Annotated in this window: 13 protein-coding genes; 8 read left to right on the forward strand and 5 right to left on the reverse strand. The window is 69.5% G+C overall.

Annotated features, from left to right (window positions below; translation table 11 throughout):
• Positions 1-33: 33 nt before the first annotated feature.
• The 3 genes from ASE22_RS24025 to ASE22_RS24035 are packed head-to-tail and all read left to right on the forward strand — an operon-like array spanning position 34 to position 4,603.
• Positions 34-1,200 carry an aspartyl/asparaginyl beta-hydroxylase domain-containing protein gene (locus ASE22_RS24025; protein WP_056365723.1) on the forward strand — a complete coding sequence of 389 codons (1,167 nt, stop codon included), beginning with the start codon at positions 34-36 and terminating at the stop codon, positions 1,198-1,200.
• Complete coding sequence (locus ASE22_RS24030) at positions 1,197-2,717, forward strand: 2OG-Fe(II) oxygenase family protein (protein WP_235535998.1); 1,521 nt, start codon at positions 1,197-1,199, stop codon at positions 2,715-2,717. Before ASE22_RS24025 ends, ASE22_RS24030 begins: the two co-directional genes overlap by 4 nt.
• Positions 2,718-2,725: 8 nt before the next feature.
• Positions 2,726-4,603, forward strand: coding sequence for a tetratricopeptide repeat-containing sulfotransferase family protein (locus ASE22_RS24035; protein WP_056365726.1), 1,878 nt, complete (start codon positions 2,726-2,728; stop codon positions 4,601-4,603).
• Positions 4,604-4,669: 66 nt separating this feature from the next.
• Here ASE22_RS24035 and ASE22_RS24040 read toward each other — a convergent pair whose 3' ends face one another.
• From ASE22_RS24040 to ASE22_RS24050, 3 genes are all read right to left on the reverse strand, one after another.
• Positions 4,670-4,918, reverse strand: coding sequence for a hypothetical protein (locus tag ASE22_RS24040; RefSeq protein WP_056365728.1), 249 nt, complete (start codon positions 4,916-4,918; stop codon positions 4,670-4,672).
• 115 nt (positions 4,919-5,033) lie between these two features.
• Positions 5,034-5,513, reverse strand: coding sequence for a bacterioferritin (gene bfr / locus ASE22_RS24045; protein WP_056365731.1), 480 nt, complete (start codon positions 5,511-5,513; stop codon positions 5,034-5,036).
• A 207-nt stretch (positions 5,514-5,720) separates the two neighbouring features.
• Positions 5,721-5,891 carry a (2Fe-2S)-binding protein gene (locus ASE22_RS24050; RefSeq protein ID WP_056365735.1) on the reverse strand — a complete coding sequence of 57 codons (171 nt, stop codon included), beginning with the start codon at positions 5,889-5,891 and terminating at the stop codon, positions 5,721-5,723.
• A 133-nt stretch (positions 5,892-6,024) separates the two neighbouring features.
• On the opposite strand from ASE22_RS24050, the gene ASE22_RS24055 reads away from it, so the two are divergent.
• Entirely contained in the window at positions 6,025-6,798 is a 774-nt protein-coding gene (locus tag ASE22_RS24055) for a methyltransferase domain-containing protein (RefSeq protein WP_056365738.1), read from the forward strand.
• A gap of 141 nt (positions 6,799-6,939) precedes the next feature.
• On the opposite strand, the gene ASE22_RS24060 is transcribed toward ASE22_RS24055, so the two are convergent.
• Together ASE22_RS24060 and ppc are read right to left on the reverse strand one after the other, a co-directional pair.
• Positions 6,940-7,341 (reverse strand): hypothetical protein, encoded by a 402-nt coding sequence (locus ASE22_RS24060; protein ID WP_056365741.1) that lies wholly within the window; start codon positions 7,339-7,341, stop codon positions 6,940-6,942.
• 67 nt (positions 7,342-7,408) lie between these two features.
• Positions 7,409-10,090 (reverse strand): phosphoenolpyruvate carboxylase, encoded by a 2,682-nt coding sequence (ppc, locus tag ASE22_RS24065; protein WP_056365744.1) that lies wholly within the window; start codon positions 10,088-10,090, stop codon positions 7,409-7,411.
• A 227-nt stretch (positions 10,091-10,317) separates the two neighbouring features.
• Between ppc and gpmA the strand changes: the two genes are divergently transcribed.
• From gpmA to ASE22_RS24085, 4 genes are all read left to right on the forward strand, one after another.
• Entirely contained in the window at positions 10,318-11,004 is a 687-nt protein-coding gene (gpmA, locus tag ASE22_RS24070; protein WP_056365747.1) for a 2,3-diphosphoglycerate-dependent phosphoglycerate mutase, read from the forward strand.
• 138 nt (positions 11,005-11,142) lie between these two features.
• Positions 11,143-11,631, forward strand: coding sequence for a 5-(carboxyamino)imidazole ribonucleotide mutase (gene purE, locus ASE22_RS24075; protein WP_056365750.1), 489 nt, complete (start codon positions 11,143-11,145; stop codon positions 11,629-11,631).
• Between the two features lie 7 nt (positions 11,632-11,638).
• Entirely contained in the window at positions 11,639-12,703 is a 1,065-nt protein-coding gene (locus ASE22_RS24080) for a 5-(carboxyamino)imidazole ribonucleotide synthase (protein ID WP_056365753.1), read from the forward strand.
• A 253-nt stretch (positions 12,704-12,956) separates the two neighbouring features.
• On the forward strand, positions 12,957-13,742 hold the full coding sequence (locus ASE22_RS24085) for an SDR family NAD(P)-dependent oxidoreductase (protein ID WP_056366194.1): 786 nt from the start codon (positions 12,957-12,959) through the stop codon (positions 13,740-13,742).
• The last annotated feature ends 17 nt before the right edge of the window (positions 13,743-13,759 follow it).

The following is a 13,759-nucleotide window of genomic DNA, read 5'->3' on the forward strand; positions in this document are numbered from 1 at the left end:
TCTTTTGAGGGACTCCGACCTAAGGTGGCACCGATGGCCTCTTCTCCGCAGTCCGCCGACCTGCAGCGCTCCGCCGACGCCGCTGCCGCGCGCGGAGCCTTCGCCGAGGCGCTGTCGCTGCTCGACCGGGCGGCGCGGATCGAACCCGGCAATTTCGACCTCCATCTCAAGCGCGCGGCGCTCCATCGCGCCTCGCACGACCCCGCCGCCGCCCTCGAGGCTGTCGGCGCCGCGCTCGCCGTCTCGCCGCTCGACTTCATGGCGCTGATGCTGCGCGCCGGCCTGAAGGAACAGCTCGGCCAGGACGATGCCGGCGAAGCCTATGCCCAGGCGCTGGCGCAGAAGCCCGCAAGCCTCGCCAATCCGCAGCTCGCCGCCGCGGTGCGGCGGGGCGAAGACGTGCGCGACCGCTGGATCGCCGCCAAGGAGCAACGCCTCGCCGCCGCCATGGCCGCCGCCGAGGCACAGGCAGACGGCGAGGAAGCCGCGCGCATCGCCCGCTTCCGCAGCAATGCCCTGCGCCGCACCCGCGCCTGGCATGCCGAACCGACCCATTTCCATTTTCCGGGGCTGGTCGAGCGCGAATATCACGACCGCAGCCTGTTCCCGTGGCTGGGCGAGCTGGAGGCGGCGACCGACATCATCCAGGCCGAGTTCGAGGCCGTGGCCGGCGCCGAGCGCGCCGAGCTCGTCCCCTATATCCAGTATCCCGAGGGCGCCCCGGTCGCCCAGTGGAAGGCGCTCAACCACAGCCGCGACTGGACCGCGATCCACCTGTGGCAATATGGCCGGCCGATCGAGGCCAATGCCCGCCATTGTCCCGCGACCATGGACCTGATCGCCCGCTTCCCGCAGCCGCGCATCGGCGGCTGCTCGCCCAATGCGATGTTCTCGCTGCTGGCGCCCGGCACCCGCATCCCGCCGCACCACGGCGTCGCCAACACCCGGCTCGTCTGCCACCTGCCGCTGATCGTCCCCGAGGGTTGCTGGTTCCGCGTCGGCGCCGAGACGCGGCCGTGGCGGCGCGGCGAGGCCTGGCTGTTCGACGACACGATCGAGCATGAGGCGATGAACCCCACCGGCGCGTTGCGCGTGATCCTGATCATCGACATCTGGCACCCCGGCTTGAGTCCCGCCGAACGCGCGGCGGTCACCGCGCTGCTCGAAGCCGAGAGCGGCGTGGTGGCGCAGGGGCTGTGACGACGATCGGCGATCTCGCGGCGCGGCTGGCGCTGCATCCTTCCGATGCCGCCGCGGCGGAAAAGCTCGCCGAGGCGGCGCTCGAGGTGGAGGCCGAGGAGACGGCGCTGCCGCTCGTCGCCGCCGCGGCCGGGCGCAACCGCGACAATGGCCGGCTGTGGCAATGGACCGGCCTGCTCCACCGCGCGCTGGGGGAGCATGACAAGGCGCTGCCGGCGTTCGACGCGGCGGCCAGGGCGGCGCCCACCGACGCGAGCATCGCCCAGGGCCGCGCCCAGGTCGCGTTGGAAGCGGGTCTCGACGCCGTCGGCCTGTTCGAGGCGGCGATCGCACTGGCCCCGAACAATGGCGACTTGCTGCTGGGCCGCGCCGCCGCCCGGGTGGCGACCGGCGACGCGCCCCGCGCCATTGCCGAGATCGAGGCGCTGATCGACCAGCACCCTGGCTGGTATCCGGGCCATGACCGGCTGATCCAGATCCGCTGGATGATGGGCGATCGCGACCGCGCCGTCGAGCGGGTCGAGCGCACCGCCGCCGCCCATCCCGGCGACCTCAACCTGTGGCGCATCCTGATCCTCGCGCTGATCAACGCCGGCCGCTACGACGCCGCGCTCGCCGCGATCCGGCGGGGGCGGGCGACGCTGGGCGAGCAGCTGACCTTCACCGCGAACGAGGCGACCGCGCTGTCGGAGACAGGCGCGGTGGCCGATGCCGACCGGCTGTTCGCCATATTGACCCACGCCGACGACCTGTCGGTCGCGGTCCGCCATGTCCGCCACCTGCTGCGCACCACGCGGATCGACGCCGCCCTGCCGATCGTCGAGCGCTGGCTGAGCCCGCGCGGCGACGGACGCGGCATGTGGCCCTATGCGGCGATCGCCTGGCGGCTGGTGGGCGACCCCCGCGCCGCCTGGCTGGAAGACGATCCCGCCTTCGTCCGGGTGGTCGACCTGGCCGACCGCATCCCCGACCTCGATCGCCTCGCCGGCGTGCTGCGCGGGCTCCACCGCGCCCGGGGCCAGCATCTCGACCAGTCGGTGCGCGGCGGCACCCAGACCGACGGGCCGCTGTTCAGCCGGATCGAGCCCGAGATCCGCGCGCTGCGCGCGGTGATCCTCGAGGCGGTGGCCGACCATGTCGCGCGCCTTCCCGGTCCCGATCCGCGCCATCCGCTGCTCGCTTATGGCCGGCCGGCGCGCCCGCGCTTCGCCGGGTCCTGGTCGGTACGGCTGGCGGGCGACGGGCATCATGCCAATCATGTCCATCCCGCCGGGCTGATCAGTTCGGCCTTCTATGTGGCGGTGCCCGACGAGACCCAGGCAGGCGGAACCGAGGGCTGGCTGACCCTGGGTGCGCCGCCAGCCGAGCTGGGTCTGCCCATCGAGCCCTATCGCAGGATCGAGCCGCGTCCCGGCCGGCTGGTCCTGTTCCCGTCGACCATGTGGCACGGCACCCTGCCGTTCCGTGAAGGCGAGCGCCTGACGGTCGCCTTCGATATCGCCATTCCGCTTCGCTGAGGACCGCCATGACCCTGCCGCCACCGCATCTTTCCGCCATCTTCGCTCGCATCAAGATCGGCGATCTGCCAGGCGCCCGCACCTGGGCCGAACAGGTGCTGCGATCGATGCCGAAGGATCAGCCGCTGCTCGCGCTGGCTGGGATGCTCGCCTGTCGCACGGGCGACCTGTCCGCCGGCATCGCACGGCTGCGCGAGGCGCTGGCGCTGGCGCCCGACGACCAGTCGACCCGCAACAATCTGGTCCGCGCGCTGATCGAGACCCGCGCGCTCGACGAAGCCGCCGAGATCTGCGCGGGCGGAGACGACGATCCGCGCATGTTGCGCCTGTCCGCCTATGTCCACCACCAGCGGGGCCAGCTCGATCGGGCGATCGTCGATTACGAAGCGGTGGTCGCGGCGCTGCCCGACGACTTCGAGAGCTGGAACAACCTCGGCAACCTGCAAGCCGCCACCGGCCATGGCGAACTCGCCGAGGCGCCGTTGCGCAAGGCGATCGCGCTGCGGCCCGATATCGCGCTGCCCTATCTCAACCTCGCCAAGCTGCTGACCGGGCTCTTGCGGCCCGAGGACGCCGCCACCCTGTTGCGCACCGCGTCCATCGCCATACCCGGCCATGCCGAGATCCAGGCCGAACTCGGCTTGGCCGAGGCCACGCTCGGCCATTTCGACGCGGCCGAGGCCGCCTATCGCACCGCGATCGAGCTCTCCCCCGGTTTCACGCCGGCCTATATCGACCTTGCGGTGCTGCTCGACAGCCACAACAGGGTCGACGCCCTTTCGGAGCTCTCCGATGCGGCGCGCGCCAAGCCGATCGACGACGACAGTGGCATCGGCTTCCTCCACGCCGCCGCGCTGCGTCGCCAGGGTGCGCATGGCGACGCGCTGGCCATCGCCCGCCGGATTCCCGAGACGGTCAACCCGGTCCGCCGCAACCAGCTGATCGGCGAACTCGCCGACCGGGTGGGCGACGGGGAGGCGGCGTTCGCGGCCTTCTCGGCGATGAACGCCGCGGCCATGGCGCAGGCCGATCCCGAAGCGCTCGGCCCGGCCTTCATGAACGAGATCGAGGACAATGCCGCCCGCCTGACCCCGGCGCGTGTCGCCGGCTGGAGCAAGATCGATATCGACCCCGTCCCGCCGTCGCCGATCTTCCTGGTCGGCTTCCCCCGCTCGGGCACGACTCTGCTCGATACGCTGTTGATGAACATCCCGACGCTGCACGTGCTGGAGGAGCTGCCCGTCGTCCGCGAGGTCCAGGCCGCTCTCGGCGATCCCGATCGGATCGAAACGCTCGACAGCGCCGAGGCCAACGCGCTGCGGCGGGGCTATTTCGAGGGGCTCGACCGGCTGTCGCCGCCCGCGCCGGGCCAGCGCGTCGTCGACAAATTCCCGCTGCACATGGCGCGGATGGCGGTGATCCACCGCCTGTTCCCCGACGCCAAGGTGATCTTCGTCGAACGCCATCCCTGCGATGCGGTGCTCAGCGGCTTCATGTCGAGCTTCGAGCTCAACCCCGCGATGCTCAGCTTCACCTCGCTCGACGGCGCGGCCCGCCTCTACGACGCCGCGTCGACCGCCTGGGAACGGTCGGAGACGTTGCTGCCGATGGATGTGTGCCGCATCCGCTACGAAAACATGGTCGGCGATCTGGAGGGCGAGATGCGCCGGCTGCTCGATTTCCTCGGCATCGACTGGGACGACCGGGTGCTCGACAACCGCGGCAGTGCCGCCCGCCGCGAGCTGATCCGCACCGCCAGTTATGCGCAGGTCACCGAGCCGATCTACAACCGCGCGATCGGCCGGTGGGAGCGCTATCGCCCCCGGCTCGAGCCGATCCTGCCGATCCTGGCGCCTTGGGCGGAGAAGATGGGCTACGCGCTTTGATCGCCTGCCGCCGGGCATGAAAAAGGGCCGGGCGCTGCTGCGTCCCGGCCCCTCTTCGATCAGCGATCAATCATTCTTGTACCGGTTGTTCTGGTTCTGCTCGAGTTGGAGGCGCGACAGGCGGCGATCCTCGTCCCACTGCGCCTTGGTCATGCAGCGCTTGTTCTTGGCAAGGCGGCTGCCGATGACGGGCTCGGAACGGCAGATCAGCTTGTCGGGACTGTTCTTGTCGGCCTTCTGGCCGGCGTCTTCGGCATGGGCGGCGACCGAGAGGCCGGCTGTGGCGATCAGGGCAAGATAAGCAAGCGACTTCATCGGGTCATTCCCAGTTGGAGTGTAGTAGAAGGATCACACGGAGCATAACTTCCGGTCCTCCCCTTTTCAATCCGTCACCGGAAAACCGGGGCGCGCGGCCCCGGCGCCCATGGGCTCAACCTTCGGCCGCCTTCGACTGCAGCTGGATGTAGTTCTGGATGCCCATCCGCTCGATCATCTCGAACTGGGTCTCGAGCGTGTCGACATGTTCTTCCTCGGATTCGAGGATCGACTGGAGCAGGTCGCGGCTCACATAGTCGCGGACCTGCTCGCAATGGGCGATGCCGTCGCGCAGCTGCGGGAGCGCTTCGTTCTCCAGCGCCAGGTCGGCCTTGAGGATCTCCTCGACCGTCTCGCCGATGCGCAGGCGGCCGAGCAGCTGGAAGTTGGGCAGGCCGTCGAGGAAGAGGATGCGCTCGGCCAGCCGGTCGGCATGCTTCATCTCGTCGATCGACTCTTCATATTCGAACTTGGCCAGCTTCTCGATGCCCCAATGATTGAGCATCCGATAGTGCAGGAAATATTGATTGATCGCGGTCAGCTCGTTCTTGAGCGTCTCGTTGAGAAATTCGATGACCTTGGGGTCGCCCTTCATGTTCGCCTCCGCACGATTACCTCGCCGCTATTAGGCGAGACCAGCGCGGATGGAAAGGGCGCCGATCGATATTGTTATGGGGAAATCCAATTCGAAGAATGACTTGCGATCAGCTTTCATTCGCATCAGACGGCATTGTTCGTCATTCTCAAGAACGAAAAAAGCCGCCCGCAGGCGGCTTTCCGGACCATCGCCGCGCGGTGTCGCTCAGGCGGCGACCGATTCGTCGGCGATGATCGAGCGTGCGAAGGGGAGGCACTGGCCGCAGCGTGGACGGCGGCCCAACGCCTCATAGGCGCTGCGCGGACAGCTGGCGCCCTTGCGGACGGCGTCGCGCACCTGGTTTTCCTTGATCGCATTGCAGACACATACAACCATGCGGGATACCTCTCGACTCGATAGATAGCGCTACTGCGACTGACTATCAATAGAGATTGAGGCTCGACCGTTCGGGTCGTCGATTTCGCGCAGGGCTTCCCATCGCCGGCGCCAGTCACTACTTCGCCGGCCGATGGCCGCCTCCCCTCCGCATCGCAGGGCGCGAATCGCCGCCGCCTTCGGCGCGGCCGACGATTATGATTCGGCGGCGATCGTCCAGCGCGCGGCGGCCGAACGGCTGGCGGGAACCGTCGCGGCGCTGCGGCTGCCCGAACATCCCCGCATCCTCGAGCTCGGCTGCGGCACCGGCTTCGTGACCCGCGCGATCGATCGCGCGGTCGGCGGCGCGCGCTGGACGATCAGCGACATCGCGCCCGCGATGGTCGACCGCGCCCGCGCCCGGCTGGGGCTCGACGCCGACTATCGCGTGCTCGACGGGGAGGCGGTCGATCCGGCGATCGGCCCGTTCGACCTGATCGTCTCGGGCATGGCGTTCCAATGGTTCGCCGACCTGCCGGCCGCGCTGGCGCGGCTCGCGGCGCTGCTCGCGCCGGGCGGCGCCCTCGCCTTCTCGACCATGGCGGAGGGAAGCCTCGCCGAATGGACGGAGGCGCTCGCGGCGGAGGGATTGCCGGCCGGCCTTCCCGCCTATCCGGGACGGGCGGCGCTCGCGGCGATGGCGCCGCCGGGCTTCGATGCCGAGGTCACGGTCGTCGACCTACCCGAGCCGCAGGCCGACGCGCGCACCTTCCTGCGCGGGCTCAAGACGATCGGCGCCGGGACCGCGGCCGGCGGCTATCGGCCGCTGCCGCCCGCCGCGCTGCGCCGGGCGATGGCGCGCTTCGACGCCGGGCCGCGCCGCGTCACCTACCGGATCGGCTTCTGCCTGCTGCGTGCGCGCGCCTAGATATGATGGGTGCAGAAGGCCAGCAGCAGGATGAGGGGGATGGGAACGCCGATCAGCCAGAGCAGGATGGAACGCATCGCAACGGGTCCTCGCTATAGATGAGGATGAAACCCGCGATCGCGGCAAAGGCTCCGCCCCGCTTCAGCGACCGACCGTGATGCTCGTCTCCCCCTCGGCCATCCCCGACAGCATCACGAGATAATGGCCGGGGACCAGGTCGAAATCGACGGTCTTGGCGACGCCCGACCCCGGCTCGCCATGGCTATGGCCGGCGGCGGGGACCGGCTTGCCGTCGCCTGTCATCTCGATCCAGCCCGGCGCGCCCAGCGCGACATGATAGCGGCCGGGCTCGTCGATATCGATGCCGAGGATCGCGCCATGGTTGGCGGGCGGCCGGGTCAGCGGCGGCGCCACCGGGTAGACCAGGTCGCGCTGCGGGCTCAGCCGCACCGTCGCGCTCTGGCCCGGGTCGAGCGGGACCTCGGCCGCCGCCGGCGATGCGAGCAGGAGGACCGCCGCGAGGACCAGGTCTCGAAGGATCATGTTCAACCCCGATCGTCGTTCCGGCGAAAGCGCGCCTTTGCGTGGACGCCGCCGGGATCTCGCCGGTCTAGCCGCTGTTGCGGAGCGCGGTCGCGATCGCGTTGATCGACAGCTGGATGCCCTCGCGGACGCGCGGGTCGTCCTCGCCCGCGCGGTGGCGCTTGAGCAACTCGATCTGGAGCAGGTTGAGCGGCTCGATATAGGGCAGGCGCAGCCGGATCGACTGGTCGAGCGAGGGGTTCTTCTGGAGCAGCCGGGTCTGCCGGGTGATCGCCAGCAGCGCGTCCTGCGCCATCTGCCAGCCGTCGCGGATCTCGCCGAAGATCTCACGGCCCATCGCCTGGTCCTCGACCAGCGCGACATAGCGCTCGGCGATGTCCATGTCGGACTTGGCCAGCACCATCTCGAGATTGGCGAGGGTCGACTGGAAGAACGGCCAGGCCTCGAGCATCTCGCGCAGCAGGCCGATGTCCTTGAACGCCTTCAGCCCATGGCCGACGCCGTACCAGCCGGGCAGCATCACCCGCGCCTGCGCCCAGCTGAACACCCAGGGGATGGCGCGCAGGTCCTCGATCCGGTCGCTCTTGGTGCGGCTGGCCGGGCGCGATCCGATCTTGAGGTCGGCGATCTCGGCGATCGGCGTCATCTGGCGGAAGAAGGTGCGGAAGCCCTCGGTCTCGTAGACGAGGCCGCGATAGGCCTTGAACGCGCTCGCCGAGATCTCGTCCATCGCCGCGAAGAAGCGCTTGGCGTCCTTGGGCTGGAGCGCGTCCTCCTCGAGCGTGGCGAGCAGGGTCGCCGAGGCCATCGCCTCCAGATTGGCGGCGGCGCTCTCGCGCGTGCCATATTTCGCGGCGATGACCTCGCCCTGCTCGGTGATGCGGATCCGGCCCTGCACCGTGCCGTGCGGCTGGGCGAGGATCGCGGCGAAGCTCGATCCGCCGCCGCGCCCGACCGCGCCGCCGCGGCCGTGGAACAGCTGGATCGCGGTGCCCGCCTTGGCGAACACCGGCTTCAGCGCGCTCGACGCCTCGTGCAGGCTCCACACCGAGGTGAGATAGCCGCCGTCCTTGTTCGAATCCGAATAGCCGACCATCACCTCCTGGTGGCCGCGCGCCGCGGTGAGTGCTGCGACCTCGGGCAGCGCGAACCATTTGGTCATCACCTCGGGCGCGCGCTCGAGATCGCCGATCGTCTCGAACAGCGGCACCGCCATGATCGTCGCGGTCGGCGGATCGCCCGGCACGAACAGCCCCGCCTCCTTGAGCAGGATGTTGACCTCCAGCATGTCCGAGACGCTCTCGGCCTTGGAGATGAGGTAGGTGGTGATCGCCTCGGGCCCGTAGCGGCGATGCGCCTCGGCCGCCGCCTCGACGATCGCCAGTTCGGACAGCGTCTCGTCGGCGTAGGCGCCGAACGGCGTGCGCAGCAGCCGCTTCGAGGCGAGTTCGCTCCGCAGCAGCACGACCCGCGCCGCCTCGTCGAGCGCGAGATAATCCTCCTCGACTCCGGCGACCTTGAGCAGGTCGGCGATGACCCGCTCGTGGACGTCGGCATTCTGCCGCATGTCGAGCGTGGCGAGGTGGAAGCCGAAGGTCTCGACCGCGCGGATCAGCCGCGCGAGCGCGCCGTTGCCCGCGAGCGATCCGGCGCCGGTGCGGGTGAGCGCATGCGCGATTTCCACCAGGTCGGCGCGCAGCGAGGCGGGGTCCTCATAGGGGCCCTCCTCCGCGCTGGTCGCGGGCAGCCGCGCCGGCTTGAGCCCGGTCAGCTTCTCATAGGTCTTTGACAGGCGCGAATAGATGCCGGTGATCGCGCGGCGATAGGGCTCGTCGCTGCGGGTCGAGCTCTTGTCGCCCGACGCCTCGGCCAGCTTCTCGACCTCCCAGGTCACCTCGGCCAGCTCGGTCGAGATCGAGAGCTCGGCGCCCAGCTCGTGCAGTTCGCGCAGATAATAGCCGATCACCGTCTCGGCCGCGCGCGACAAAGCGAGCCGCAGCGAATCGGCGGTGACGAAGGGATTGCCGTCGCGGTCGCCGCCGATCCAGCTGCCGGGCCGCAGGAAGCTGGCCGGGCGATGGCCGAGCGCGCGCTGCCAGCGCGAATAGAGCGCGGGCAGGGTCGGCAGGAAGATGTCGCGCAGATAGGCGAGCGCGGTCTCGACCTCGTCGGCGACGTAGAGCCGCTCGCGGCGCAGCGGCCGGGTCTGCCACAGCAGCGCGATCTGCCGGTAGATCGCCTGGTCGATCAGGTCGCCGTCGACGGTCTCGACCCGGCCGATGTCCTTGAGGGTCATCAGCTCGGAGATCTTGTTGCGATGGTCGATCATGCTCTTGCGCCGCACCTCGGTGGGGTGGGCGGTGAGCACCGGGGCGATCAGCGCATGATCGAGCATCTCGACCACCTTCGACCGCGATATGCCCTCCTTCTCCAGCCGGTCAAGCGCGGCGGCGACGTCGGCGCCGGGCTCGGCGGCGACGCCCTGCCGGTCCTCGGCGAGGTTGGCGAGCATCGAGAAGAGCATGAAGCCGCGCACGAAGGCGAGCGTGTCGTCGAGGGTCAGCGCGTCGAGGCCCGAATCGATCTCGTGCGATCCGACGATCCCGCGCGCGCGATCGACCGAGGCCGAGCGGATATATTCGATCCGCCGGAACAGCGCTTCGCCGCCATAGGCGCGGATCACGTCGCCGAGCAGGCGGCCGAGGAAGCGGATGTCGGGGTTCTGGGTGATCGGAGGCGTGCTGGACATGGTTCGATGCTGCGCCGCAATAAAAAAGAGGTCAACGGAAAATGACCGCGGATCCCGCGCGATCGGTGCGTGCGCTTTTTCGGCGTTTCGACCGCGATCGCCCGCAATGCAAGGGTGACAGAGCGATGACCGCCGATTAAGACCCGCGTCTCGCCGCCTTTGGCCGTTGCCGCGATTTCCGGCCGGCAGGTTCGACCTGCCTCGGAATTGCTCCGAAAGGGAGAAGAATGCCGACGCTCGTCCTGATCCGCCACGGCCAGTCCGCCTGGAATCTGGAAAACCGCTTCACCGGCTGGTGGGACGTCAACCTGACCGAACAGGGCATCGCCGAGGCGACGGCGGCGGGCGAACTGATGGCCGCCAAGGGCCTCGATTTCGACCAGTGCTACACCAGCTTCCAGACCCGCGCGATCAAGACGCTGAACCTGGCGCTCGAGGCGATGGGGCGGCTGTGGCTGCCGGTGGAGAAGGACTGGCGCCTGAACGAGCGTCATTATGGCGGCCTGACCGGCCTCAACAAGGCCGAGACCGCGGCCAGACATGGCGACGACCAGGTCAAGATCTGGCGCCGCAGCTTCGACATCCCGCCGCCGGTGCTCGAATCGGGCGGCGAGTTCGACCTGTCGCGGGACCGCCGCTATGCCGGCATCCCGATCCCGAACACCGAGAGCCTCAAGGACACCATCGCCCGCGTCCTGCCCTATTGGGAGGAGCGGATCGCGCCCGACCTGAAGGCGGGCAAGCGGGTGGTGATATCCGCGCACGGCAACTCGCTGCGCGCGCTGGTCAAGCATCTGTCGCACATCCCCGACGACGAGATCACCGAGCTGGAGATCCCGACCGGCCAGCCGATCGTCTACGAGCTGGCCGACGATCTGAGCGCGAACGACCGCTATTATCTGTCGGAACGCTGATTATAATTCCTCCCCTGCCTTTGCAGGGGAGGGGGACCACCCATAAGGGTGGTGGAGGGGCCCTTCGGCGTTGCGCATCCCCTCCACCGCCTGCGGCGGTCCCCCTCCCCGGTCCGGGGAGGGATACAGGGAGCCATAATGACTGAAGCACCGCTGATCGGGATCATCATGGGCAGCCGTTCGGACTGGGAGACCATGTCCCACGCCGCCGCCACGCTGGAGGCGCTGGGCGTGCCGCACGAGACGCTGGTCGTCTCCGCGCACCGCACCCCCGACCGGCTCTACGACTATGCCAGGTCGGCGGTGGACCGAGGCCTGAAGGTGATCATCGCCGGCGCGGGGGGCGCGGCGCATCTGCCCGGCATGACCGCGGCGATGACCCGCCTGCCGGTGCTCGGCGTGCCGGTCGAATCCAAGGCGCTGAAGGGCATGGACAGCCTGATGTCGATCGTCCAGATGCCGGGCGGCATCCCCGTCGGCACCCTCGCCATCGGCAAGCCCGGCGCGATCAACGCCGCGCTGCTGGGTACGGCGATCCTCGCCACCCATGACGCGGCGCTCGCCGGCCGGCTCGACGCCTGGCGCGACCGCCAGACCGCCGACGTCGCGGTCGAGCCGTTCGACTGATCCGCGCATGGCCATGATCCAGCCCGGCGCCACGATCGGCATCATCGGCGGCGGCCAGCTCGGCCGGATGCTCGCCATCGCGGCGGCGCAGCTCGGCTATCGCACCGCGATCTACGCCCCCGAGCCGAGCGGCCCCGCCGCCGACGTCTCGTCGCGCTGGGTACGCGGCGACTATGACGATCTCGACGCGCTCCAGGCCTTCGCGCAGAGCGTCGACCTCATCACCTACGAGTTCGAGAACATCCCGGTCGGGCCGCTCGAGACGCTGCGGGTGCCGCTGGCGCCCCACCCGCGCGCGCTCGCGACCGCGCAGGACCGCGCGACCGAGAAGGCCTTCGTCCAGGCGATCGGCGGCCGCCCCGCCCCCTGGGCGGTCGTCACCGGCCGCGAGGACCTCGACGCCGCCGTCGGCCAGATCGGCGCGCCCGCGATCCTGAAGACGCGCCGCTTCGGCTATGACGGCAAGGGCCAGGCCCGCCTCAAGGACGCCGCCGACGCCGACGAGGCCTGGGCCTCGCTCGCCTGGGAACCGGCGGTGCTCGAGGGCTTCGTCGGCTTCGAGCGCGAATTCTCGATCCTGATCGTGCGCGGCGCCGACGGTGCGACGCTGACCTGGGACCCCGTGCTCAACGTCCATGAGGACGGCATCCTCGCGCTGTCGGCGGTTCCGGCCGCGCTTCCCGCGGCGACCGTCGCCGCCGCCCGCTCGCTGGCCGAGAAGATCGTCGCCGAGCTCGACTATGTCGGTGTCCTGGCGATCGAGTATTTCGATACGCCCGAGGGGCCGGTGTTCAACGAGATGGCGCCGAGGGTCCACAACAGCGGCCACTGGACGATCGAGGGCGCGGTCACCTCGCAGTTCGAGAACCACATCCGCGCGATCTGCGGCCTGCCGCTGGGATCGACCGCGCTCGCGGCGCCCAGGGTCGAGATGCGCAACCTGATCGGCAACCAGGCGGGCGACTGGGACATGATCCTGTCCGATCCCGCCGCGCACCTCCACCTCTACGGCAAGGGCCAGGCGCGCCCCGGCCGCAAGATGGGCCATGTGACCAAGCTGTTCTTCGACTGACCTGCTGCGGTCCCGCCCCAGGCGGGACCTTCGCTCGTCGTCGTCTCGGCGAAAGCCGGTATGTCCCTGCCTTTCCGCCGTCCGCAAGAAGGGCGAAGATGGAGCGAGATCCGGGCCCTGGCCGCGATGACGCTTCGGGGCGCCGCACGTCCGCCCATGATCTGGAAGCGTTTCTGTTGTGCGGGCGCGGGGTATAATCACCGATCGTCCGATCGCTTATCTCGGCGCCACAGTAGGAATGGGAGCTTCGATCATGGATCTGCAACTCACGGGAAAGACGGCGCTGGTGACGGGATCGACCGCCGGCATCGGCCTGGCGATCGCCGAACGGCTCGCGGCCGAGGGCGTCGAGGTGACCATCTCCGGCCGCGACCGGGCCAAGCTCGACGCCGCGGCCGAGCGGGTCGGCAAGGCCGGGACGGTTCGCGCGGTGCTGGCCGACGCCGCGACAGCGCAAGGGGCGGCGGCGCTGATCGAGGCGGTGCCCGCGGTCGACATCCTGGTCAACAATCTCGGTATCTACGAAGCCAAGCCGTTCGCCGAGATCAGCGACGAGGACTGGCACCGCTTCTTCGACGTCAACGTGATGAGCGGGGTCCGCCTCTCCCGGCACCATTTCCCGGCGATGCTCGCGCGGAACTGGGGCCGGATCATCTTCATCGCCAGCGAGAGCGGGCTGATGATCCCGGGCGAGATGATCCACTACGGCATGACCAAGACCGCGCAGCTCGCGGTGTCGCGCGGGCTCGCCGAGCAGACGCGGGGCAGCGGCGTCACCGTCAACGCGGTGCTGCCGGGGCCGACCCGGTCCGAGGGGATCACCGGCTTCATCCGGTCGGTCGTCGACAACAAGGACGCCCCGGAGGCCGAGCGCGAAGCCGAGTTCTTCGACAAGCTCCGCCCGTCCTCGCTGATCCGGCGGCTGATCGAGGCGGAGGAGGTCGCGGCGATGGTGGCGTTCCTCGCCAGCCCGCTCGCGGCCGTCACCAACGGCGCCGCGGTCCGCGTCGAAGGCGGACTGGTCCCGACGATCGCCTGAGCGACGGGCGGCTGGAG

The organism is Sphingomonas sp. Root720, assembly GCF_001428605.1.
In the GTDB taxonomy this organism is placed as follows: Bacteria; Pseudomonadota; Alphaproteobacteria; order Sphingomonadales; family Sphingomonadaceae; genus Rhizorhabdus.